This is a genomic window from Curtobacterium sp. UNCCL17, from assembly GCF_000686685.1.
In the GTDB taxonomy this organism is placed as follows: Bacteria; Actinomycetota; Actinomycetes; order Actinomycetales; family Microbacteriaceae; genus Curtobacterium; species Curtobacterium flaccumfaciens.
The window spans coordinates 623,139-645,391 of sequence record NZ_KK366002.1 but is presented as its reverse complement, the minus strand read 5'-3'; the positions used below and the strand labels follow the sequence as shown (position 1 = coordinate 645,391).

At 70.4% G+C, this 22,253-nt stretch carries 27 protein-coding genes; 15 read left to right on the top strand and 12 right to left on the bottom strand.

The window, feature by feature from the left end:
- Positions 1 to 24: 24 nt before the first annotated feature.
- From BR70_RS0116950 to hemE, 5 genes are all read right to left on the bottom strand, one after another.
- A complete protein-coding gene (locus BR70_RS0116950; protein ID WP_027467026.1) occupies positions 25 to 255 on the bottom strand; it encodes a DUF3618 domain-containing protein in 231 nt (76 codons plus the stop codon).
- Between the two features lie 41 nt (positions 256 to 296).
- Positions 297 to 755 (bottom strand): phage holin family protein, encoded by a 459-nt coding sequence (locus BR70_RS0116945; protein ID WP_027467025.1) that lies wholly within the window; start codon positions 753 to 755, stop codon positions 297 to 299.
- Positions 752 to 1,006: a hypothetical protein gene (locus BR70_RS21525; protein ID WP_017887727.1), complete on the bottom strand. Its 255-nt coding sequence runs from the start codon at positions 1,004 to 1,006 to the stop codon at positions 752 to 754. The genes BR70_RS0116945 and BR70_RS21525 overlap by 4 nt, the downstream gene beginning before the upstream one ends.
- Before the next feature lie 100 nt (positions 1,007 to 1,106).
- A complete protein-coding gene (locus tag BR70_RS21520) occupies positions 1,107 to 2,423 on the bottom strand; it encodes a protoporphyrinogen/coproporphyrinogen oxidase (RefSeq protein WP_035809331.1) in 1,317 nt (438 codons plus the stop codon).
- Positions 2,420 to 3,556 (bottom strand): uroporphyrinogen decarboxylase, encoded by a 1,137-nt coding sequence (gene hemE / locus BR70_RS21515; protein WP_051597048.1) that lies wholly within the window; start codon positions 3,554 to 3,556, stop codon positions 2,420 to 2,422. The genes BR70_RS21520 and hemE overlap by 4 nt, the downstream gene beginning before the upstream one ends.
- Before the next feature lie 38 nt (positions 3,557 to 3,594).
- Between hemE and BR70_RS0116925 the strand changes: the two genes are divergently transcribed.
- Positions 3,595 to 4,917 carry a glutamyl-tRNA reductase gene (locus tag BR70_RS0116925; RefSeq protein ID WP_027467024.1) on the top strand — a complete coding sequence of 441 codons (1,323 nt, stop codon included), beginning with the start codon at positions 3,595 to 3,597 and terminating at the stop codon, positions 4,915 to 4,917.
- 35 nt (positions 4,918 to 4,952) lie between these two features.
- Positions 4,953 to 5,351: an NUDIX hydrolase gene (locus BR70_RS0116920; RefSeq protein ID WP_081827431.1), complete on the top strand. Its 399-nt coding sequence runs from the start codon at positions 4,953 to 4,955 to the stop codon at positions 5,349 to 5,351.
- An 89-nt stretch (positions 5,352 to 5,440) separates the two neighbouring features.
- Here BR70_RS0116920 and BR70_RS0116915 read toward each other — a convergent pair whose 3' ends face one another.
- Complete coding sequence (locus tag BR70_RS0116915) at positions 5,441 to 5,716, bottom strand: hypothetical protein (protein WP_027467022.1); 276 nt, start codon at positions 5,714 to 5,716, stop codon at positions 5,441 to 5,443.
- Positions 5,717 to 6,131: 415 nt separating this feature from the next.
- On the opposite strand from BR70_RS0116915, the gene BR70_RS0116910 reads away from it, so the two are divergent.
- The 4 genes from BR70_RS0116910 to BR70_RS0116890 all read left to right on the top strand — a co-directional run bounded on the left by BR70_RS0116910 (position 6,132) and on the right by BR70_RS0116890 (position 7,701).
- Positions 6,132 to 6,515: a hypothetical protein gene (locus tag BR70_RS0116910; RefSeq protein WP_027467021.1), complete on the top strand. Its 384-nt coding sequence runs from the start codon at positions 6,132 to 6,134 to the stop codon at positions 6,513 to 6,515.
- Between the two features lie 68 nt (positions 6,516 to 6,583).
- Positions 6,584 to 6,832, top strand: coding sequence for a DUF4190 domain-containing protein (locus tag BR70_RS23415; protein ID WP_155896917.1), 249 nt, complete (start codon positions 6,584 to 6,586; stop codon positions 6,830 to 6,832).
- 93 nt (positions 6,833 to 6,925) lie between these two features.
- A complete protein-coding gene (locus tag BR70_RS23885) occupies positions 6,926 to 7,048 on the top strand; it encodes a hypothetical protein (RefSeq protein WP_269319960.1) in 123 nt (40 codons plus the stop codon).
- Between the two features lie 233 nt (positions 7,049 to 7,281).
- Positions 7,282 to 7,701 carry a GNAT family N-acetyltransferase gene (locus BR70_RS0116890; protein WP_155896916.1) on the top strand — a complete coding sequence of 140 codons (420 nt, stop codon included), beginning with the start codon at positions 7,282 to 7,284 and terminating at the stop codon, positions 7,699 to 7,701.
- A 136-nt stretch (positions 7,702 to 7,837) separates the two neighbouring features.
- Here the strand turns inward: BR70_RS0116890 and BR70_RS0116885 are convergent, their stop codons facing one another.
- The 3 genes from BR70_RS0116885 to BR70_RS0116875 are packed head-to-tail and all read right to left on the bottom strand — an operon-like array spanning position 7,838 to position 11,102.
- Positions 7,838 to 8,182, bottom strand: coding sequence for a YciI family protein (locus tag BR70_RS0116885; protein ID WP_027467019.1), 345 nt, complete (start codon positions 8,180 to 8,182; stop codon positions 7,838 to 7,840).
- Positions 8,183 to 8,199: 17 nt separating this feature from the next.
- Positions 8,200 to 9,138, bottom strand: a complete 939-nt coding sequence (locus tag BR70_RS0116880; protein ID WP_027467018.1) for a serine hydrolase — start codon at positions 9,136 to 9,138, stop codon at positions 8,200 to 8,202.
- The gene (locus tag BR70_RS0116875) at positions 9,138 to 11,102 is read right to left on the bottom strand and encodes a M13 family metallopeptidase (RefSeq protein ID WP_027467017.1); all 1,965 of its coding nucleotides are present in this window, start codon (positions 11,100 to 11,102) and stop codon (positions 9,138 to 9,140) included. Before BR70_RS0116875 ends, BR70_RS0116880 begins: the two co-directional genes overlap by 1 nt.
- An 81-nt stretch (positions 11,103 to 11,183) precedes the next feature.
- Between BR70_RS0116875 and BR70_RS0116870 the strand changes: the two genes are divergently transcribed.
- The 6 genes from BR70_RS0116870 to BR70_RS0116845 all read left to right on the top strand — a co-directional run bounded on the left by BR70_RS0116870 (position 11,184) and on the right by BR70_RS0116845 (position 16,748).
- Positions 11,184 to 12,521, top strand: coding sequence for a uracil-xanthine permease family protein (locus BR70_RS0116870; protein ID WP_027467016.1), 1,338 nt, complete (start codon positions 11,184 to 11,186; stop codon positions 12,519 to 12,521).
- Positions 12,522 to 12,700: 179 nt separating this feature from the next.
- Complete coding sequence (locus tag BR70_RS0116865) at positions 12,701 to 13,102, top strand: hypothetical protein (RefSeq protein WP_027467015.1); 402 nt, start codon at positions 12,701 to 12,703, stop codon at positions 13,100 to 13,102.
- 22 nt (positions 13,103 to 13,124) lie between these two features.
- Positions 13,125 to 13,937, top strand: coding sequence for an isocitrate lyase/PEP mutase family protein (locus BR70_RS0116860; protein ID WP_027467014.1), 813 nt, complete (start codon positions 13,125 to 13,127; stop codon positions 13,935 to 13,937).
- A 212-nt stretch (positions 13,938 to 14,149) separates the two neighbouring features.
- Positions 14,150 to 14,917 carry a hypothetical protein gene (locus tag BR70_RS21505; protein WP_155896915.1) on the top strand — a complete coding sequence of 256 codons (768 nt, stop codon included), beginning with the start codon at positions 14,150 to 14,152 and terminating at the stop codon, positions 14,915 to 14,917.
- Entirely contained in the window at positions 14,917 to 16,095 is a 1,179-nt protein-coding gene (locus BR70_RS21500) for a sensor histidine kinase (protein ID WP_051597045.1), read from the top strand. Before BR70_RS21505 ends, BR70_RS21500 begins: the two co-directional genes overlap by 1 nt.
- Positions 16,092 to 16,748 (top strand): response regulator, encoded by a 657-nt coding sequence (locus BR70_RS0116845; RefSeq protein WP_027467013.1) that lies wholly within the window; start codon positions 16,092 to 16,094, stop codon positions 16,746 to 16,748. Before BR70_RS21500 ends, BR70_RS0116845 begins: the two co-directional genes overlap by 4 nt.
- Before the next feature lie 62 nt (positions 16,749 to 16,810).
- Here the strand turns inward: BR70_RS0116845 and BR70_RS0116840 are convergent, their stop codons facing one another.
- The gene (locus BR70_RS0116840) at positions 16,811 to 17,632 is read right to left on the bottom strand and encodes an ornithine carbamoyltransferase (RefSeq protein ID WP_027467012.1); all 822 of its coding nucleotides are present in this window, start codon (positions 17,630 to 17,632) and stop codon (positions 16,811 to 16,813) included.
- 130 nt (positions 17,633 to 17,762) lie between these two features.
- Here BR70_RS0116840 and BR70_RS0116835 point away from each other — a divergent pair, with 130 nt between their 5' ends.
- From BR70_RS0116835 to BR70_RS0116825, 3 genes are all read left to right on the top strand, one after another.
- Positions 17,763 to 19,085: an MATE family efflux transporter gene (locus BR70_RS0116835; protein ID WP_035809326.1), complete on the top strand. Its 1,323-nt coding sequence runs from the start codon at positions 17,763 to 17,765 to the stop codon at positions 19,083 to 19,085.
- 68 nt (positions 19,086 to 19,153) lie between these two features.
- Positions 19,154 to 20,374, top strand: a complete 1,221-nt coding sequence (locus tag BR70_RS0116830) for a lipopolysaccharide biosynthesis protein (RefSeq protein ID WP_027467010.1) — start codon at positions 19,154 to 19,156, stop codon at positions 20,372 to 20,374.
- Entirely contained in the window at positions 20,371 to 20,796 is a 426-nt protein-coding gene (locus BR70_RS0116825) for a hypothetical protein (protein ID WP_027467009.1), read from the top strand. The genes BR70_RS0116830 and BR70_RS0116825 overlap by 4 nt, the downstream gene beginning before the upstream one ends.
- Before the next feature lie 306 nt (positions 20,797 to 21,102).
- Here BR70_RS0116825 and BR70_RS0116820 read toward each other — a convergent pair whose 3' ends face one another.
- Both BR70_RS0116820 and BR70_RS0116815 read right to left on the bottom strand, forming a co-directional pair.
- Positions 21,103 to 21,531, bottom strand: a complete 429-nt coding sequence (locus BR70_RS0116820; protein WP_027467008.1) for a hypothetical protein — start codon at positions 21,529 to 21,531, stop codon at positions 21,103 to 21,105.
- Positions 21,532 to 21,542: 11 nt separating this feature from the next.
- Entirely contained in the window at positions 21,543 to 22,247 is a 705-nt protein-coding gene (locus BR70_RS0116815; RefSeq protein WP_155896914.1) for a hypothetical protein, read from the bottom strand.
- Positions 22,248 to 22,253: the final 6 nt, after the last annotated feature.

Here is a 22,253-nt window from a genome sequence, read left to right as displayed (position 1 = left end):
CCCGGTGGACCGCGCTCGGGCGGTCTACCGCCGTCGGAGCACCATCACGACGATACCCCCGACCACCGCCACGCCGGCTGCGAGACCGGCCAGGTAGGGCACCGGCTTCTCGTCGAGACCGCGCTTGAACTTCGACGCCGCGATCCCGATCTGCTTCGGGACGTTGAGCTTGTCCTCGATCGCGTCGAGGGTGTCGAACAGCTGGGCGCGGGTCGCGGCGACGCGAGCAGCGAGATCGTCGTGCGGGTCGGTCACGGTTCCTCCGTCGGTGGTGCGGCTGTCGGGGCTGTCGGCGCTCAGGAGCGGCCGTCGACGTCCGGCTTGCGGCTGCCGTACTGCGTCGGCGGGGTCGGCTTCTTGCCGAGGCCCTTCACCGCGTTGATGTCGTCCTTGACGCTGGCGATCGTGCGCTTCGGCATGATCGGCAGGCCCTTCTTCAGGCGCTTCCAGCCGATCAGGCCGAGGATCGCGGCGATGATCAGCATCACCACGGCCACCACCAGTGCGGCCAGCCACGCCGGCATCACGGTCGCGAGGCCCATCACGGCTGCGGTCAGCAGGACGCCGATCGCGTAGAGCACGACGACGAGCGCACCGACCAGCAGACCGGCTGCGAGGCCGAAGATCTTCGCCTTCGCGAGCATCTCGGCCTTGAGCAGGTCGATCTCGCCCTTGACCAGGCCCTTGACGAGCTTCGGGACGTCGCCGACCAGGCCGAACAGCGAACGCGACTTGCGATCGCGGGTGTCGGTCATGAGGTGGTGGTGTCCTTCTTCTGGCCGACCTTGCGGACGGCCTTCTTGGTCGTCTCACCGATGAACTCGGCGACGTCCGGGGTCTTGTCGGCGATGAAGTCCTCGGCGACGTGCACGCCCTTCTGGACGCCGTTGCTGTTCCAGACCTTGCCGCTGACGGTCTTGATCTGCTCGTACCGCGCCCGTCCGGCTCGCGATCCCAGGACGTACCCGAGTGCGGCGCCGGCGACGAACAGGAGCTTTCCGCGCATGTGCGATTCCTCCGTGCATTGGTTGTGCGGTGGTCATGCACCGAACGGAATACGTCCGGCGGTCTCACCAACAGTAGCCCTCAGGGGCTGCGCGGTCCGCTCAGGAACCGAGGATCTCGTCGGCTGCCGTCCGAGCGGCGGCGATGATGCCCGCCAGGCCCCGTCCGGTCGAGGCCTCACCGATGCCGACGACGCCCTCGGCCAACCCGGCCGCGGCCAGGTCCGGTCCGTACCAGCCGACGCGTGCGGCGCCGCTGACGCGGTCGGCCGTGATCGGCACACCGAGCAGCGTGGACGCGTCCTGCAGCGCGCGGCTGCCGACGGGGTCGGTCGGGTCGACCGGGAGGCTCGTGGCGACGCCCGCAGGGTCCGTCCCGGTGGTCGCGTAGCTGAGCCGCAGGACGTGGCGTCCGTCCGCCACGTCGGCCAGCCACGGCCACTTCACGGTCGCGTGCGTGAGGGCCTTCGCCGCCACCGCCTGGGCGTCGGGGTGCACGAGCATCCCGGTGCCGCGCGGGGCGGCATCGAGCTCCGGCTGGTCGACGACGAGCGTGACGAGCTGGATGCCCGTCCGGTCGGGGGCTGCGGTGCGCTCCGGGTCGGCAACGGAGGACAGGGTGTGCTGGGCCGGCAGCCGTTCGGTGGAGCCGTCGGCGCTGACGACCTCGACCGCGTGCGCCTCGATGCGGGTTGCCCGGGTGTGCAGCCGGACGTCGACCCCGTAGGTCTCCATGTCGGCGACGAGCTCGTCCACCAGGCGCACCGTCCCACCGCGGATCCCCTGCACCGGGGTGCCGGCGGCCGCGCGCGCCCGCAGCGACAGCACGGCCCGGGCGAGTGAGCCCTCGCGGAGCAGTGCGGCACGCAGGCCCGGAGCCACCCGGTCGGGGTCGAGCTGGTCGGGGTGCGTGGAGTGCACGCCACCGGCGATCGGCACCACGAGGTCGTCGAGCACCCGCTCCCCCATGCGCCGGCGGACGAGTTCGCCGAGCGACGAGGCCTTGGCGCCCACCGGTGCGGGCAGCAGCGAGTCCATCTGGGCGCGCAGGCTGCCCTTCTGGCCGACCACAGCCAGCACGTCGGCGGCCATCGGGGTGCTCGGGATGCCGAGGAGCCCGGTCGTCGGGATCGGGGAGGTCCGGCCGTCGCGGGTCATCAGCCAGGCGCCGCGCGGGTCAGGGGCGACGACATCGTTGCCGAGCCCGAGCTCGATCGCCAGGCGGCCGACGGCGTCCGTGCGGGTGGCGAAGGAGTCCGCCGCCATGTCCAGGTCGATCCCGCCGACGGTGTGCCGACGGATCATGCCGCCGAGCCCGCCCGAGGACTCGACGAGCACCACGTGGGCGCCGCCCTTGGCGAGGTCACGGGCGGTGACGAGCCCGGCGACCCCGCCGCCGACCACGACGACGTCGGTCACGCGTCGGCTCCGGCCTGCGCTGCACCGTCGTCCGCGCGGCCGTCGCCGAGCGAGTGGACCAGTTCGACCACCCGGGTCAGGACGGCCGGGTCGGTCTCGGGCGGGACCCCGTGGCCGAGGTTCACGACGTGGGCCCGTGCGGCACCGCCCCGACGGACGACGTCGCGGACGTGCGCTTCGAGGACATCCCACGGCGCCGAGAGCATCGCCGGGTCGATGTTGCCCTGCACGCTGACGCCGGTGCCGACGCGCTGGACCGCCTGGTCGAGCGGCAGACGCCAGTCGACACCGACCGCGTCGACGCCGACGGTGTCCGTGCCGAAGGTCGTCATGTCGGCCAGGACCTCGCCGCTGCCGACGCCGAAGTGGATCCGAGGCACCCCGAGCTCGGCGACGTGCGACATCGCCTGGGCGGAGTGCGGTGCGACGGACCGGACGTAGTCGGCGCGGGAGAGCGACCCGACCCACGAGTCGAAGAGCTGCGCGGCCGAGGCCCCGGCGAGCACCTGTGCCCGGAGGAACATCCCGGACACCTCGGCGGCCCAGGCGAGCAGCCGCGACCAGGTCTCGGGGTCGGCGTGCATGAGCGTGCGGGCGCGGATGTGGTCCTTGGACGGGCCACCCTCGACCAGGTAGGCGGCGAGGGTGAACGGCGCCCCCGCGAAGCCGATCAGCGGGGTGTCGCCGAGCTGCTCGACCGTGCGTCGGACGGCCTGCTCGATCGGGGCGAGGGCCGCGGGGTCGAGCTGCTCGAGGGCGTCGACGTCGGCGGGGGTGCGGATCGGCGACGAGAGCACCGGTCCACGACCGGGCACGATCTCGACGTCCACACCGGCGAGCTTGATCGGCACGACGATGTCGCTGAAGAAGATGCCCGCGTCGACCCCGTGCCGGCGGACCGGCTGCAGGGTGATCTCCGACGCCATCTCCGGGTCGAGGCACGCGTCGAGCATGGCTGTGCCGATCCGAAGCTCCCGGTACTCCGGAAGGGACCGTCCGGCCTGCCGCATGAACCACACCGGGAGCGTCTCCGGACGGTCACCCCGCAGGGCCCGTACCAGGCGGGAACCACTCGTCCGCCCTGATGCCAGGGGGTGGGAGTCGGGGAGGGATGTGGTCGTCGCTTCGGTCACCGGATGATTCTCCCATCGAGCGCGTTACCATTGACTACGTGCTCATCTGTCTCACGGCGTCGCATCGCAACGCCAGCTTCGATCTCCTGGAGCGACTGAGCATCGGTGCACCCGCGGCAGCCAGCCGACTCGTCACGGATGCCGGCGTCCTGGACGGTGCCGTGGTGCTCGCCACCTGCAACCGTTTCGAGGCGTACCTCGACATCGCGGGCGACGAGAGCGACTCCGCCGTCTCTGCCACCGTGCAGGCCGTGGCCGCCGCGAGCGACCTGGACGCCACCGAGGTCCTGGACTCCGTCAACGTGCTGGACGGCAAGGACGTCGTGCAGCACCTGTTCGCCGTGTCGAGCGGACTCGAGTCCGTCGTCGTCGGCGAGACCGAGATCTCCGGGCAGGTCCGTCGCTCGCTCGAGGACGCCCGGTCGAACGGCACCACCACCTCGGACCTCGAGCGCCTGTTCCAAGAGGCCGCGCACACCTCACGCGGCGTCAAGACCCGCACCCGCATCGGCGCCGCCGGCCGGTCGCTCGTGCGCCTCGGCCTCGAACTCGCCTCGTCGCGGGTCACCGACTGGGCCCGCACCCGCGTGCTGCTCGTCGGCACCGGCAGCTACGCGGCCACCACCATCGCCGCACTGCGTGACCGCGGCGCCACGAACATCCAGGTGTTCTCGCCCTCGGGCCGGGCACCCTGGTTCGCCGCCAAGCACGACCTCGTCGCCGCCCGCGACCTGCGCCAGGCCATCGGCGAGAGCGACGTCCTGATCACCTGCACCTCGAGCGAGGTCCCGGTCGTCGCACCGGCCGACCTCGACGACGGGGTCCGCCGCATCGTCATCGACCTCGGGCTCCCCCGCAACGTCGACCCCGCGGCCGCCGGCGTCGACGGCGTCGAACTGCTCGACCTCGAGACGATCAGCATCCACGCCCCGATCTCCGAGCTGAACGCCGAGTCCGAGGCCCGCGCGATGGTCGACGACGCCGTGTCCCGGTTCCGCGCCCAGGCGATGGAGCAGTCGACGACCCCGGCGCTCGTGGCGTTCCGCAAGCACGTGTTCGACATCCTCGACGACGAGATCGAGCGGGCCAAGCGCCGCGCGGACGCCGACGGCGAGTCCGTCGAGCACACCGAGCGGGCGCTCCGGCACCTGGTCGGCGTCCTGCTGCACCGTCCCTCGGTCCGCGCTCGTGAGCTCGGTCGCGCCGGTCGCGGCGAGGAGTTCGTCGGGGCGATCGACTCCCTGTACGGAGTCCGGCCCGCGGCCGAGCCGGAGCTGCCGTCGCCCGTCGTCCCGCTGGCCGACCGCACGGCACTGGACCCGACCGCCTCGGATCGCGACGACCAGGCGGACGCGAGCTGAGCCTCCAGACCGCTCCGCAACCACCCACGCTGCGCGTGAGTGCGCTCCTGCTGGTGCGTGACCGACGCGTCCTGATGGTGCGCGCCCGGGCGCGCGACGTGCTCTACCTGCCCGGCGGCAAGGCGGAGCCGCACGAGACCGACGTCCAGGCCGCCGTGCGCGAGGCGTACGAGGAGACCGGCCTGCGGCTCACCGCCGACGACGTCGACCCGTTCGGCGTCGTGCTCGAGCCCGCCCACGGGCAGGCTCCGGGGACCATGGTCGCGATGACGCTGTTCCTGGTCCGGCCGGGAGGCCCGCTGGACTCCGCCACGCCCGTCGCCTCCGCCGAGGTGGACGAGGTCGAGTGGGTCACCTCCGCCGACGCGGACCGCTGCCCGCCCGCGGGCGTGGAGACGCTCCGCCGCCTGGTGGCGGCGGAGCTCATCGACTGACCGTCAGGCGCGGAGCGACAACGCAGAGGAGCCCATGCTCAAGGATGAGTACTCATCCTTGAGCATGGGCTCGCTTCCGCTCGGGTTCGTCAGACCTTGTCGGTGTCGGTGTACTCGCCGACCTCGCCGTTCTGGGCCGGCTCGGCCTCGCCGGGGATGTCCGAATCGACGTACTCGCCGTCGGGTCCGGCTCCGGTCGGACGCGTCTCACCGGGGATGTCGCTCGAGACGAACTCGCCGACGGGCTCCGTCGACTCGACGTGCTCCTCGCCCGGGATCTCGCTGTCCGTGAAGGCTCCGGCGCGGGGTTCGACCCCGTCCGCGCGACCTTCGTCGCCTCGTGCCTGTTCGTGCTTGCCCGTCATGTCCGACCTCCGCTGCTCGGGTTGCTTGCCTCGGAGTGTGCCCGTGGTCCCTGGACGCCGACCGAGCCGGATGCGGCGTTCGGTGGCTGTCGGCACCCGATCGACGCTCCTGCTCGTCGTGACCGGGTTGGTCACCGTCCAGACCGCGTGTGCAGGACGGCAACCCGTTGAGGGTTCTCCAGGCGATCGCGCTGGCCGAGGCGAGGACGACACGCGGCGCACAAGATCATCCGATGGTCGGAACTTCACGAGGTCGTCAAGCATGCGGGACAACCGGCCTCACGGTTTTGTTTGCGCGCGATTAGCGTCTTCTTCTATGTTTCGCAATACACCAACGTGATGAGATGCACGTGACGCTGCTCTGTACGTTTGCAGCGCTTCGCAAGTCTGCGGTGCAATCACGAGGGGGAACACCATGAGCATCGTTTCGAACGTCCGGTCCAGAGGCATGGCACTGGCACTGGCAGGCGTCATCGCGGCTTCTGCGGCAGTCACCGTTCCGGTCGTTGCCGCGCCGGCGCCCGCCCACGCGATCGACAGCTTGGAATCGCTGTGCGCTGGTCTGTACCAGCCGTCAAAGGGGAAGAACCAGCCGCAGAGCTACAAGGACTGCATCGTCACGCTCGCGAAATCCAAGACACCAGGCAAGGCCGAGCTTGCGTGTTACAAGGGGGCCGGCATCGGGATCGCGAAGTACCTGACGAAGGGCAAGCTCAGTAAGGGGAACGCCAAGAAGGTGGCGATCCAGGTCGTCAAGGCTGGCGCTTGGGGCTGCGTGAAGGGCCTCATCAACGTGTAGCCTGCTTCCGCTGCAACCGAGCCGACGCAACCAGAACGATCAATCGCGAGCCTGACCAGGAGGATGCAATGACGACAGGATCAAGTGCACCCGCGCACCAGAAGACCCCGGCGCTCTCCGTTGTCGGCTTCATCTTGGCGATCGTCACTCCTGTGGTCGGCCTCGTCGTCAGCATCGTCGCACTTGTACAGGTGAAGCGCTCGGGCAATCCGAACGATGGCCTTGCCCTCGGTGGTGTGGTCATCGGAGCACTTCTCACGGTCGGACTCGCGTTCGTCGTCGCGGTCGGTGTCAAGACCGGTCTCACCTACCAGTAAGGCACCATCAGTTCCGCCCGAATGGGGCCCGCCGCACCATCGGTGGGCCCCGTTCGAGTTCCCGCTGCCTCGCGACCGCACGTCTCGGGCACGATGATCGCCGCAACAGGGGTCCTCGTCGCACCGTCCACGCAGTGGTTCCACGCGTGGGGATCCATCGGCACCTCGCTGCAGTCCGGGCAGGCGTTCGTGCCGGAGGAGCAGGCGACCTCGTAGCGGTCGGACGTTCAACGACGACTGTCGGGCAGAGCGGCGAGCCCTTCGTCGAGGGCTGGCAGCTGTTCGACGGCGATGAGGGCGGCGGGTTCCACATCCTCGCGGCGCCGCAGTCGACCTCGCGGATCGAGGGTTTCCCCCCGACCTGATCACGTCGATGTGGGGAACGAACGCGGCGTGGTCGCGACTCGCCGGGCGCGCGCATCCCCCTGAGCTCGGGCACGATGGGCACCGTGACCACCACGATCAGCGACGAACGCCCGGACACCGATGAGCTGGTGGCGCTGTACGACGCCGTCGGGTGGACCGCGTACACGCGGGACCCCGCAGTCCTCACCGCGGCGATCGCCGGCTCGCACACCGTGCTGACCGCCCGCGACGGCGACGGACACCTGCTCGGCCTGCTCCGCACGGTCTCCGACGGGGTGACGATCATGTACGTGCAGGACGTCCTGGTCCTGCCGTCCGCGCATCGGTCCGGCATCGGCGGCGCACTGCTCGACGCCGTCCTGCAGCGGTACGCCGGCGTTCGCCAAACGATCCTGCTCACCGACGACGAGCCGGGCCAGCGGGCGTTCTACGAGTCACGTGGCTTCGTGGAGGCCCACGACATCGGACCGCAGCCGCTGCGCTCCTTCGTGCTCCTGCGCTGAGCACTGATGGGTCTCGCGACCGATTCCGTGCGGCACGACGCCCTTCCTGGACTCGGACGCATGGGGGCTCGCGCACGGACACGTTCAGCGGCAGCCGTGGCGACCGCGCTCGGCGGCGCCCCCTGACCACACGCGGTCAGGACTCGGGGTCGTCCATGATCTCGCGCACCTCTTGCGCACAGCGGCAGGCCTCGGCGATTCGGGCGGCCCAGGCCAGTGCATCTGCCCGGCTCTCGACCTCGATCACCGAGAAACCCCCGATGAAGGTGTCCTTACCGGGGCGTGTGGCGGGATCGCGGACGGTGCCGTCGGTCTCGACGACCGCGCCGCCCGACGCTTCCAGCATCCCGCCGCCGAACACCCACACACCGGCGGACTTCGCCTGTCGGACGACGGCGTGCGACGCCTCGGAGACGGCCGGTAGGTCGGCCATGGGGAACACCATCGTGCCCTCGTCGAAGGAAATCAGGTACCGGGTCATGCCCAGAATCATGCTCCTCAGCGACGAGCCGGGGCGTGCACCGCCTCGAGCACCTCGGTGCCCATGGTCCGCAGCGCCTCGACGACGGCCAACCGCCGCTGCAACGAGGCGTCGTCGAACGTGACGGTCACGGCGTAGCTGACCGACGACCCGGGCCCCCGCAGGATCCCCGCCTCGGCCCGCACACCGGTGCTCGACCCGGTGACTGCGACGACCTGCAGCCCGTGGTCGAGCGCACGGTGTGCCAGGGGATCGAGCCCGAAGGACCCGGCGACCAGGTTCAGGTCACTCGCCAGGGACAACCATCCGAGCACCCGGTTCGACACCGCCTCGTCGACGACCTCGCCGAGCGCCAGTCCGCGCATCACCCACGACAGCTCGCCGGTCGGTGCGACGGAGGCGTCGGGGGCGTCGTCCGGTCCGCGGCGGTCCCGCACACGGTCGATCAACGCCGTGCGCTCGATGCCCAGGGACTCCGCACGCTCGCGGACGGCGTCGATGCCCACGGTCGACAGCAGTGCGTTCATGGCCCAGGCGTCGGCGGTGGCCCCGACCAGGGTCGCCAGGTCGGGCACCTGCATGGTCGGCTCCTGCAGGAACTGCCACAGGCCGGCACCGGTCGCGGTGTCACGGGCCATGCGCTGCAGTCGGTCACCGTGCAGGCGGCCGTCCTCGAGCTGGGCGGCGACCTCGATGAGCAGCAGGACGCGGCCCAGGCTCGCGACCGGCTGCACCAGGGTGTCGTCGATCGCGAGCAGGGCCTTGCCGCTGGAGGTGTCGATCACCGAGGCGCTGACCCCGGCGCCCTCGAGCGCGAGGGTGCCGAGGGCCTCGGTGGTGGCGGTGAAGCGGTCGTCGGACCGGCCGCTGTGCCGCCCACGACCGCGGCCGCCACCGGCTGGGCGGTCGTCCGGTCGCCGGCGGCGCGACGACCGGGCCGCGTCCGGCTCCGTCATCACCAGATCGCGACGCGCTCGGCGGGGTCGAGGTACATCGCGTCCTGCTCGGTCACGCCGAAGGTGTCGTACCAGACGTCGATGTTCCGCACGACCTGGTTGCAGCGGAACTCGTTGGGCGAGTGCGGGTCGATGCTCAGCAGACGAGCCGCCTCTTCCGGGCGGATCGCCATGCGCCAGGCCTGTGCCCAGCTCAGGAAGAAGCGCTCGGCACCGGTGAGGCCGTCGACGACCGGGGGCTCCTGGCCGTCGAGCGACAGCAGGTACGCCTTCCACGCGATCGACAGGCCACCGAGGTCACCGATGTTCTCGCCGATCGTCAGGGCACCGTTCACGTGGCTGTCGGGCACCTCGGTCGGCACCAGGGCGTCGTACTGGGCGATGAGGGCCTTCGTGCGCTCCTCGAACGCTGCGCGGTCGGCCTCGGTCCACCAGTTCTCGAGCTTGCCGTCGCCGTCGTACTGCGACCCCTGGTCGTCGAAGCCGTGGCCGATCTCGTGCCCGATGACGGCACCGATCGCGCCGTAGTTCGCGGCGGCGTCGCGGTTCGCGTCGAAGAACGGGAACTGCAGGATGGCGGCCGGGAACACGATCTCGTTGAAGCCGGGGTTGTAGTACGCGTTGATCGTCTGCGGGGTCATGAACCACTCGTCGCGGTCGATCGGCTTGCCGATCTTGCCGAGCTCGCGGTCGACCTGGAACGAGGCGACCGCGCGGACGTTCGCGACCAGGTCGTCGGCCCGGACGGGCAGCGCCGAGTAGTCGCGCCACTTCACCGGGTAGCCGATCTTCGGCGTGAACTTGTCGAGCTTGTCGAGCGCACGGGCACGGGTCTCGTCGGTCATCCAGTCGAGCGCGGTGATGCTCTGCCGGTACGCCTCGACCAGGTTGGCGACGAGGTCGTCCATCTTGGCCTTCGAGGTCTCGTCGAAGTGCTCCTGCACGTAGATGCGGCCGACGGCCTCGCCCATCGCGCCCTCGACCAGCGAGACGCCGCGCTTCCAGCGGTCGCGCTGCTTGGGCGCGCCGGTGAGTGCGGTGCCGTAGAACGAGAAGTTCGTGGCCGAGAACGCGCTCGTCAGGTACGCGGCGGAGCCACGGATGACCTGCCAGCGCAGCCAGTCCTTCCAGACCTCGAGCGGCTGGTCGTTCAGCAGGTCGGCCAGGCCGGTGATGAACGAGGGCTCGCGCACCACGACGGTCTCGAACGCGCCGGCCGGGGCGTCGATGGCCTGCCACCAGGTCTGCAGGTCGACGCCCTTCGCGAGCGCGGCGACCTCGGCCCAGGGCAGCTTGTTGTAGGTCTTCTGGCTGTCGCGGGTCGTGACGTTGTCCCAGTGCTGGGCGGCGAGCGCCGTCTCGAGCGCGATGACGTGCTCGGTGCGGGCACCGCCGTCGTCGAGGCCGGCGAGCGGGAACATCGCCGCGACGAACTCGCGGTACTTCTCGCGGATGTCGGCGAAGCGCTCTTCGCGGTAGTACGACTCGTCGGGCAGCCCGAGGCCGGACTGCTCCAGGAACACGACGTAGGACTCGGGGTCGCCCGGGTCGTTGTCGACGAAGAGCTGCAGGAAGCTCGGCAGGCCGACGCGCTCGAAGCGGCCGACGGCGGCGATGACCTCGGGCACGGACTGGATCTCGGTGATCTCGGCGAGCAGGTGCTCGATCGGTGCGGTGCCGAGCTCCTCGAGTCGGGCTTCGTCGGTGAACGAGGTGAAGAGGTCACCGACCTTGCGCTCCTCGGTGCCGGGGGCGGCCTGCTGCGAGCGCTCGATGATGTCGCGCACGGCGATCTCGGCGGCTTCGGCCAGCACCGTGAAGGAGCCGTACCGGGCCTTGTCGTCGGGGATCGGCGTCGCCTCGATCCAGGTCCCGTTCACGTGGCGGTACAGGTCGTCCTGGGGGCGCACCGCGGGGTCGAGTTCGTCAGTGTGGATGCCGGAGGCACGTGCGACGTCGGTCATGCGGTCCACGATAGCCACCGACCCCATGGGGCAGGTCGATCCGGGTCGTCACCGGCGCATGGCTGCCGGTACGGTCATCGCATGGGACTTCCGTGGAAGCTGCACGGAGACGGCAAGACCGTCTCCGCGACGACGATCGTGGCACCCGACGAACGGCTCACCTGGCCCCGGACGATCGGCCTCGGGGTGCAGCACGTCGTCGCGATGTTCGGCGCCACGTTCCTGGTGCCGCTGCTGACCGGGTTCCCGCCGTCGACGACGCTGCTGTTCAGCGGTATCGGCACGATCCTGTTCCTGCTCATCACTGGCAACCGCCTGCCGAGCTACCTCGGCTCGTCGTTCGCGTTCATCGCCCCGATCGGTGCGGCGACCAAGATCGGCGGCATCCCGCTCGCCCTGTCCGGCATCATCGTCGTCGGTGCGCTGCTCGCGATCGTCGGGCTCGTCGTCCACCTGGCCGGCGCCGGGTGGATCGACCGGCTGATGCCCCCGGTGGTCTCCGGCGCGATCGTCGCCCTGATCGGCTTCAACCTGGCTCCGGCGGCCCGCGACAACTTCACGGCGGCCCCGGTCATCGCGCTCATCACCCTGGCGGCGATCATCCTGGTCACGGTCCTGTTCAAGGGCCTGATCGGCCGCCTGTCGATCGTCATCGGTGTGCTCGTCGGCTACGTCGCGGCGCTCATCGGCGGCCAGGTCGACTTCTCGAAGGTCGACGCAGCACCGTGGATCGGTCTGCCGGAGTTCACCGCTCCCGCGTTCGACCCCTCGCAGCTCGCGATCTACCTGGCGTTCGTGCCGGTCGTCCTGGCACTGGTCGCCGAGAACGTCGGCCACGTCAAGGGCGTCGGGCAGCTGACCGGCCGTGACCTCACGCCGCTCACCGGTCGCGCGCTCTTCGCCGACGGCATCTCGACCGTGCTGGCGGGCGTCGGCGGCGGCTCCGCCACCACCACCTACGGCGAGAACATCGGCGTCATGGCCGCCACTCGCGTCTTCTCGACCGCCGCCTACTGGGTCGCCGCCATCGCGGCCGTCCTGCTCGGTCTGTCGCCGAAGATCGGCGCCGTCATCTCCTCGGTGCCGGCCGGCGTGCTCGGCGGCGCCACCACCGCGCTCTACGGCCTGATCGGCGTCATCGGCATCCGCATCTGGGTCGAGAACCGCGTCGACTTCTCGAAGCCGAAGAACCAGCTGACGGCCGGCATCGCCCTGATCATCGGCATCGCCGACTTCACGTTCCGCTTCGGCCAGGCGAGCTTCGGCGGCATCATCGTCGGCACGATCGCCGCGATCGTCGTCTACCACGTGATGGACGTCATCGGCCGGGTCCGTGGCACCGACGAGCCGTCGACCGAGGTCGCCGACCCCGCACACGCCGCCACCGGCGCCGTCCCCGCGGAACCGCGCGCCGACTGACGCGAGTGGTCGGCCGGAACGCGCGTCCGGGCTGACGACGTGGGACCACCGGACTGGAGGCCCGTGGCGGCGCCGCCACGGGCCTCCAGTCCGTCGTGGCGCACGTCGACGACGTGGGCCTGCCTTGGCGCCCACGCCCAGTCATGCGGTCACGACCGTGACGGGGCTAGCTTCGGACCGTGACCGACTTCGTCCGCTACCAGAGCGCGGTGCCCAACCGGCGTGGTCGTTTCCCCGGGATCTTCGCGCTGGCCAACGGTCTGCGCGCGGCCGGAGCTCTCTCCGACACCGACGACCGCTGGCTGGTCGCCGCGAACCAGCGAGCAGAGGGGCTGTACGTGGACCCCTCGACCGTGGAGACGCGGCTCTTCGACGAGGCACGCAATCCAGGAGCGCGATCCTGGTTCCGGACGAGTGCCACGGCCCTGCTCACGATGAGCGCGGACTACCTCGACCTGCTCGACCGGTACGGAGTCGCGTGGGTGGAGCTGCGGACCAACAGCCCTGGACGGATCGCCTACCAAGACGACGTGCAGATCGTGGCAGTGCCGCTGACCCACCCGTCGGACTGGCCGTTCTGAGCCGGTGTGCTGAGATTGCACGATGAGCACGCACCTCGAGCGCACGCGCACCTTCACCGCGATGCACGTCCCCGGGGCACCGGTCGTCCTGCCGAACGTGTGGGATATCGCGTCCGCACGCATTGTCCTCTCGGCCGGAGCGCGTGCGATCGCGACGACGAGCGCCGGTGTCGCCTGGTCACGCGGTCACCGGGACGGCAACGATCTGACCCGGGACGGCGCGCTGGACGCCGTGCGGCCGATCGCGGCGGCAGTCGACGTCCCGTTCACCGCCGACATCGAGCGCGGGTACGGCGAGACACCGGGCGACGTCGCCTCGACCGTGTCCGCGTTCCTCGGGCTGGGCGTCTCCGGCGTGAACATCGAGGATTCTCTCCGTCCGGTGGCGGAACAGGAGGACCGCATCCGCGCAGCCCGCCAGGCTGCGGATGACGCCGGCATCCCACTCTTCGTCAACGCTCGGATCGACACGCACCTGCTGGGCGCGCCCGGCAGCGACGGCTGGGCGGAGGCGACGCTCACCCGTGCGACCGCCTACGCCAGTGCCGGCGCCAGTGGCGTCTTCGTGCTCGGAGCGCTGTCGGCCGCCACGATCTCGATGCTCGTGGACGCGATCGAGCTGCCCCTCAACGTCGCGTTCGGGCCCGGGACCCTGTCGGTCGGTGACCTCGCACGGGCGGGGGCGAGCCGGGTCCGCGCGGGATCGGCCATCGCCGAAGCCGCGTACAGCGTCGCCGGCGACTGGGCTGCACAGATGTTCGGTGCGCCGGGTGCTGTCGTCTCGGTACCGCCGACGCTCGGCTGGGCCGCGATCAACGAGGTCGTCCGCGACTGAACCCCGGAACCGGTGCCGGGCGTCTGGAACGCGCAGGTTCCGTCCGCCGGGTCCTCCTCGAGGAGGAGGTTCGCCGACGTCATACCTCGTGTCCGGGGAGGACGCGGCGGTGTGGTCGCGCTCCCTACCGTTGTCTCGTCGGGATGCGCCCGACGTGGTGGAGGGTGATGATGACGATGACGAACACGCCGGCAACTGTGGATCGCCGTGGGGTGGTTTGGTTCACGTTGGCAGGAGCGCTGACGATCGCAGTGGTCGTCTGGCCGGCGGCGATCGCCGGTTGGGCCTCGGGGACACACCTGTCCGTCGCGGCGCTTCCCGGAGCCGTGGCCTCGGGGTTCGCGAAGTGGGTGGGGTCCGGGCGGACGTCGAGTTCGCCGTTGGCCGGCGCGGTGTCGTACTGGACCGTGTTCCACATCGTGAAGGCGATCGTCGCGGTCGCCCTGCTGGTCGTCTTGGTCCCGGTCGGGCAACGTGCCTGGACCGCGTTCGCACGGGCACGATCGCGGAGGCGTTGCTTCGGGCTGTTCCTGGTCGGTGTCCTGGGCGCTCCGATCGCCCCGGTCGTGCTGCTGGTCGTGATGGCGAACGTGCAGGGTGCAGTGGCGCCGCTGTCATCTGTGCTGACCTTCCTCCCGATGGACGGCGCCTCGGTGCTCCAGGTCCGCAGTGAGCTCGCGTCCGGGACGATGACCCCGCCGTTGGCCGCGCTCATCGAGGACTTCCGCCGCTACCACGCGGCGCTCGTCGTGACCGCGGTTGCCGCGATCGTCGTGGTCGTCGCCGGGACAGCGGCGATCTGGGTGCAGCGGGCCCGGACCCCGAAGGCCGATCGGCGTCTCCGCCGGGTGCTCGCCGGCGGTGGGATCCTGCTCCCCGGGATGCTGTTGTTCCTCGGGATCGTGCTCCTGGCGAACCTGTCGACTGTCGCGAACACGGCACCCGCCCTGGCCGCGTTCTTCGACGGCAGCGGAATGTGATGGTCCTCGGTCACGACCGCACGGTGCGGCAGTGGTGGCGGGCGCACCCTGTCGTCGCGGATACCGTCATCGCCGGTGCTCTCGCCGTCGCGGTGACACCGCAGCTCGTCTTCCACGCCCGGGCCGGTGACCCGCTGCTCGTGGCGTACGTCACGCTGTCGCTGGCGATGATCGCGCCGCTGAGTGTGCGTCGACGATGGCCGATGGCTGTCTTCCTCGGCATCAGCGTCGTCGCTGCCGTGCAGTGGTCGATCGGGGTGCAGCTCGCTGCGGACGCTAGCGTGCTGGTGGCGCTGGCGACGGTCGCCGCCCACCGCCCGGTGCGGGACACCGCGGTCGCGGTCGGGATCGCCGAGGTGGGTGCGGTGGCCGCGTCCGTCACGTGGCCGCACGGGCTCCACGTCACCGAGATGCTGACCGTCCTCACCGTGTTCGTCCTCGCGGCGACCGCCTGCGGTGCCTCGGTCCGCAACCACCGCCGCGTGGTCGCGGTTCTGCAGGAGCAGAGCGCTCGGGCACAGCGTGAACGTGAACAGCAGACGCTGCTCGCGGTCGCCGACGAGCGCGACCGGATCGCGCGGGACATGCACGACGTCATCGCCCACGGCCTCGCCGTGATCGTCACCCTCGCGGCGGCCAGCACCGGCAGGGCGACTCGGCAACCAGAGCGCGTGGACGAGGCCGTCGAGTTGATCGAACGCACCGCCCGCACGGCCCTTGCCGACACCCGTCACGCGGTCGGGACGATCCGAGCGAACGATGGACTGTTGCCCACGCCAAGCATCGACGGGGTACCGGCGCTGCTCGAACTCGTCACCGCAGCCGGGCTGCGCGCCACACTGCAGACCCACGGCGCCGTCGACCGAGTTCCGGCAGCGATCGGGGTCGCCGTCTACCGGGTGACCCAGGAGGCCATCACGAACACCCTCAAGCACGCGAGTGCGACCACGTTCACCGTGACCATCACGGGCTCGCGAGACGAGCTCGTCCTCAGCATCGAGGACGACGGCACCGGAGGCACGCTCGAGACCCAAGCCGGAGGCTTCGGGCTGGTCGGGATGGAAGAACGCGTCACCCAGCTCGGCGGCATCCTCGATGCGGGACCCGATGGCACCCGCGGATGGCGGATCGCTGCTTCGATCCCCCTCGCCGTCCAGCCAGGAAGAGCACGAGCATGACCATCCGCGTGCTCCTGGTCGACGACCAGGCCCTCATCCGGATGGGGTTCCGGCTCATCCTCGACGACACAGAGGACATCACGGTCGTCGGCGAGGCCCCGGACGGGCTGACCGCCATCCGTCGGGCGAACGCACTTCGCCCGGACGTGATCCTCCTCGACATCAGGATGCCCGGCATGGACGGCCTCGAAGCCACCGGACGACTCCTCGTCGATGACCCCGACGCGAAGATCCTGATCCTCACCACCTTCGACCTCGACGAGTACGCCTACCGGGCGCTCCGTGCCGGTGCCAGCGGATTCCTGTTGAAGGACGCGCCGGTCGCCGAGCTCCTCGCGGGCGTCCGCGCCGTCGCTGCCGGCCATGCCGTGACCGCGCCCCGCATCACGCGGCTCCTTCTCGACCGCTTCGCACCGCAACTCCCCACCGGGCCGCTGCAGGCACCGGACGGGCGCGCACTCCCGAACCTCACCCAGCGTGAGAACGAGGTGCTCCTCCTCGTCGCGAAGGGCCAGTCGAACGCCGAGATCGCCGCGGGGCTCGGCATCGGCGAGGTCACTGTCAAGACCCACGTCGCCGGAGTCCTCACCAAGCTCGGCCTCCGCAACCGCATCGCCGCAGCGATCTACGCCCACGAACACCACCTCACCTGAACCTGATCGCCAGCGAGGCGCGCATCGTCCGACACACTCAATCCGGTGGGCGGGACGCCTGCTCAGCCGAGGCCGAGGCAGAACGCCATGACGGCTTGCTGCACCGGCAGGAGTCCGGCCTTGAAGTCGTGTCCGACGAATGCGGCGTGTTCCACAGCGTCGACGCTGACCTCACGGCCGCGCAGGAACGGCGGGCACGGGTTGAAGCGGACTCCCGGCGGCGCGAGGTCGAGGAGAGCCGCCGTGATCCGATACTGCTCGAGAGCGTCAGCGTGCGCACCGGGACCGTCGGTGAGGACCACGTCCGCTGACCGCACAGCTGCCTCGAGGTCGTCGGTCCACGCAGCCCCCGCGGTCGCGAGTTCGGCCGGGCAGCACTGGATGAGGTCGAGTTGCAAGACGCGAGCGGCTTCCTGCCACGCCCTGGCGATGTTGCTGTCCGCGCCCACGAAGAGGAAGCGCATCGCGGTGATGTCGCCCCGCTGCTGCAAGGCGTGGAGGTCGGACAGCACCTCGCACGGATGGTTGTCGTCCGTCATCGCGTTCACGACTGGCAGCGCGTGAGCCGCAGCCAAGGCGTCGACCACGGCGAGGTCCTGGTGGCGCACCACGACGATGTCGACCCAGTTCTCGAGGTAGCGAGCGACATCTGACAGCGCCTCCGGCTTGTCGAGTGTCGTGTCCGGGAACACGATCGGTTCGAGCCCCATGAGCGAAGCGCCCCGCTCGAACGTGGCCCTGGTGCGCAGACTCGTCGGCGGGAAGAACATGACCGCCGCGCCCTCCGTCACGGGCCCCCGGCCCGCACGGAATGCGTCAGCCAGGTCGAAGACCGCATCGACGTCAGATGCAGACCAGTCATCGAGCTTGACGAGAGAACGCATCCGAACAGCGTAGGAGCCGGGACACCGAGCCATCCCGCAAGACCGGCCAAGTCGACGACGGCGACCATCACCGGGTGTGCGGACGACGCCCGTACCGCACCCCCGCCAGAATGGCCTGGTGCCCCGAACGATGACAGCCGCAGTGATTGCCGAGCGGCGCGCGGTCGACCGCGACATCGTGCGGCTGGCGGTGCCCGCGCTCGGAGCGCTCGTGGTCGAGCCGCTGTTCCTGCTGACCGACACCGCGCTCGTCGGGCACCTCGGCGCGACGCCGCTGGCGGCCGTCGGGCTCGCGAGCGCCGTGCTGTCGACGGTGACCGGGCTGCTGGTGTTCCTGGCGTACTCGACGACCCCGGCCGTGGCACGGGCGCTCGGTGGTGGCGACCGTCGCGGAGCCGTGCACGCGGGCATCGACGGGATGTGGCTCGCGCTCGTGCTGGGGGTGGTGCTGGCGCTGGTCGGGTGGCCGCTCGCCGGACCGCTCGTCGACCTGTTCGGCGCCTCGGCCGAGGTGTCGGCCGCCGCGACCGCGTACCTGACCATCTCGCTGGTCGGGCTGCCCGGCATCCTGGTCGTGACGGCCTCGACCGGACTGCTGCGTGGGCTGCAGGACACGAAGACCCCGCTCGTCGTCGCGACCATCGGGTTCGTCGCGAACGGGCTGCTCAACGCCGTCCTGATCTACGGCGCCGGCTGGGGTGTCGAGGGATCCGCCGCCGGCACCGTCATCGTGCAGTGGGCGATGGCCGTCGTCTACGTGCGCATCGCGGTGCGGGCCGCTCGGTCGTCGGGGGCGCCGCTGCGACCCGGCGCCTCGGGCGTCGCCCGGGCCCTGCGGTCGGGGGCGTGGCTGTTCCTGCGGACCGCGTCGCTGCGGATCGCGATGCTCGCGACCGTCGGGGCAGCCGCCGGGCTGGGGACCACCGGGCTGGCGACGACGCAGGTCGGGCTGACCGTCTTCTCGACGCTGGCGTTCGCACTCGACGCCCTGGCGATCGCCGGGCAGGCGCTCGTCGGACACGGACTCGGCGGACGCGACCCGGAGCGGGTGCGACTGGTGACGCGACGGCTCGTGCTGCTCGGGATCGCCGGTGGAGTGGTGCTCGGGGTGCTGACCCTGGCCGTGAGCGAGGTGCTCGGGCCGGTGTTCTCGGACTCGCAGGCGGTGCGGGACGCCCTGCCCGTCGTGCTGGTGCTCATCGCCGTCGGGATGCCCGTCGCCGGGTACGTCTTCGTGCTCGACGGGGTGCTGATCGGCGCCGGGGACGCGCGGTACCTGGCCATCGCCGGAGGCCTGAACCTCGTCGTGTACCTGCCGCTGCTCTGGTGGGCCGGTGGGACGCTCGCGGGGTTGTGGGCGGCCTTCGCCCTCGGGTACATCGGGGTCCGGGCGGTGACGCTCGGGGTGCGGGCGCACCGGCGCGGCTGGGTGGAACAGGCGTTGGCGCGGTGAGCGGGTCTTCTCCGGCTGGGCCCGCTTCGTCCGCCGGGCCTGATTCTCCTGCAGCACCGTCGTCCTCGGTGGCTTCGTCGGCCGTGCTCGCCACGGTCGGCATCGGGGTGCAGGGCGTCGCGAAGCTGCTCGTGACCGTCGTCGTCGGGCGGGTGTTCGGGACCGAGACCCTCGGGCAGACCACCGCGCTGCTGTCGCTCTCGGTGTTCGTCGCCCTGCTCTGGCCGAACGCCGCGGGCAACACCGCGTCACGGTTCCTGGCCATCGCACTGCGGGGTCGGCGGTCCGATGCCTCCGTGAACCGGCTGCTCGGGGTGTCCATGCTGGTTTCGAGCGTGGTGCTCGCGGCGGTCACCGTGCCGATCGCGCTGGCCTGGGGCAACGGCCCCGGGATGCTGCTCGGTGGTGCCGCGGTCGTCGTCGGCTACGGCCTCTACTGCTACGCCCGCGGCGCGCAGCTCGGCTACGACCGCGCGCCCCGCGTCGCGCTCTGGGACTCCGTGACGAGCGTGCTGGCGCTCGGGCTGCTCGTGGTGGCCTGCGTCGCCCGCCTCGAGCCCTTCGTGCTGCTGCCCCTGGCCATCGGGTACACGGTGTTCGCGATCGCGTGCTGGCCGCGGGGCAACGGCTTCTCGCCGGCTTCGCGCGAACCCGCCGCCGGGGTGCTCGGGTTCGCGGCGTGGAACGTGCTGGCGGTGGTGACCTCGAACGGGTTGCTGCAGTTGACGATGATCTCGGCGCAGGTGACGTCGTCGGCACACGATGCCGGTGTCTACGCCGCTGCGTTCACCCTGGCGACGCCGGCGTCGATGCTCGGGCAGGCGTTGGGGCAGGTGCTCGTGCCGGCGTTCGCGCACCGGACCGATGGTGGATCGCTGCGCTCCCGCGGGGCGCTGCTGCTCGTCGTCGGGTTCGCTGCTGCTTCCGCCGTCGTGTTCGGCCTGGTCGCCCTGCTCGCCGGGTGGTTCCTGCCGATCGTCTACCCCGCCGAGGGCGCCGCTGCCGTCGCGGACCTGCGGTACCTGATGGTCGCGGTGTGGGTGTTCACCGTCGGGCTCGTGCCGGCGGCGTTGCTGCTCGCCGCCGGACGCTCGCGCCAGGTCGCCCTCGCCTCGGTCGCCGGGTTCGTCGTCGGGGCGGTGCTCATGGCTGTGCTCGGGCCGGTCGCGGGAGTCGCGGGTGGGACGACGGGGTTCTTGGTCGGGAGCGTGGTGAACCTGGTTGCGGTGGTGGGGCTCGGGGTGCGCATCAGCGCCGTGCCTCGACAATCCGTAGGGAATGTCGCATGAAGCTCGCACGGAACCACTCGCGGACCCCGCTGCTCACGAGCATCGGGATCGTCGCCGCGGTCGCGTTGGCCGGCTGCTCCGGACACAACGTCCCGACCGATGTCGGAGGCGAACCCTCCGACGCCTCGGAGACCGCCGCGAGACAGGCAGCGGTCGAGGGTCTCGAGGAGCACGACGAACACCGCTTCGTGTCGGCGGTGGGACAGGATCAGCGTACCGGCGCGGTCACGGCGTGGAAGGTCTGCGAACCGCTCCTGACACCGGGTGCGAAGGTCACCTCGAACGACGCGGTGGTGACGACCATCGTCGGCGTCTTCGTGCACCCTGCCGACAAGCGGGCGAAGGACTGCTGGGTCACGCTGTCGTGGACAGAAGGTCAAGGGTGGAGCATGGCGGCTGAACTGTCCGCCGACGACGACTAGGCCGCACCCGCTTCGTGCGCGGGAGCCCGTGGACGTGGTGCGGCGAGCTCCCTCGACCCCGCCGGTCATGGGGTCGCTGCTGCGCCGCTACGGGACCAGTTCGAGCACGCCGTCACGTTCCCGGATCGAACCGTGCTCGGGCCTGTCCAGAGGAGCAGGAGATCGTGCAGTCCGACACGACCGCGCACGATACTGAAGCCGCTAACTGTGATGAGGGCCACCGCAAACCACTACAACCACGCTGTGCGCCGCCGGTAGGCGCGGACCCGGTACACATCATCCTGAACGCCGCACTCGTCGCTGCGATCAGCGACTGGCATCGGATACCTCCACAGCGATCCGGGCGAACGTGCCGTGACCGCCACGCATCAGCGCACTCGGATCAACCGTTCCCCCGGCAAGTAGCGACGCTGCAGCGTCCGGGCTGGTCGCGATCAGCAGCACCTCACCGTCGAACTGCGTCACCGCGGACTCCCACGCGGCAAAGCTCGACGCGTCGGCAGAGGGCTCGGTGAACACCGGCGCACCATCCACCGTGACGGTGACCGTGCCACCGCTCTCGTCGAACCGGAGGGAGGTGGCGGTCTCGGTGAACTCGGCACCACTGCCGGCAACCCACCCGGCACGACGCAACTGCTCCGCGACCCCCGAAACAATGGGCGTCAACAGCAGCAATACCGGCAGCGGTACCGGCAGCTCCGGCGGATCAGCCGGCAGCAAGAACCGAACAAACATCGATGTCCCTCCTACCGGCCCGCGTACGTGTTGGGTGCAACGGTGTCCGCGATACCGTCCGCGCGGAGACGCGCGATCGCTGCGAGCTGGGCGTCGAAGTATTTCGACTTCGGATACGCGCACAACAGTGCGTCCTCCCCGCCACGCTCCAGCACCCGTTTGATCGGGAACGCGAACGAGCTGTAATCGGCGTCGAGCCAAGAAACATCACGGCCCAGCACGTCATCACGCCGCACGATTGCGTGCAGCTCGGGGTTGATGATCATGCGCGCGGCACGGTAACCGCGGACTTCGAAGTTGCCCCGCGCGTCGGAGATGTCGATCGAGAAGACACGGCTGTCCCGATCATGTTGCAAGGTGGCTTCACGGTAGATCTCGTTGAGATCCCCACCGATCAGCAGGGACGGATCGAAGATTGTGGTGCCGCAATCCCCGCTGAACGCCACACGGTCGTAGGTGCACCCTGTGAAGAACATCGAGGAATCGTCCTTGCGGATGTTGTGCACCCGGATGTCGGTTAGGACACTCGCGTCTGCGGGGCTCCACTCCAGCTTCACGTCGGTGAACGTCAACCGTTCCAACCGTGGGCGCAGTGCAAGGTCCGCGGACCGGCGGGCGTGGATCTTGTGGAACGTGGTCTTGGCCCACTCCCGGTCCTGGATCACCGTTCCAGGCTCCAGCCAGACGTCACGGATCACGTTTCGTGCTGCAGGCATCTGTTG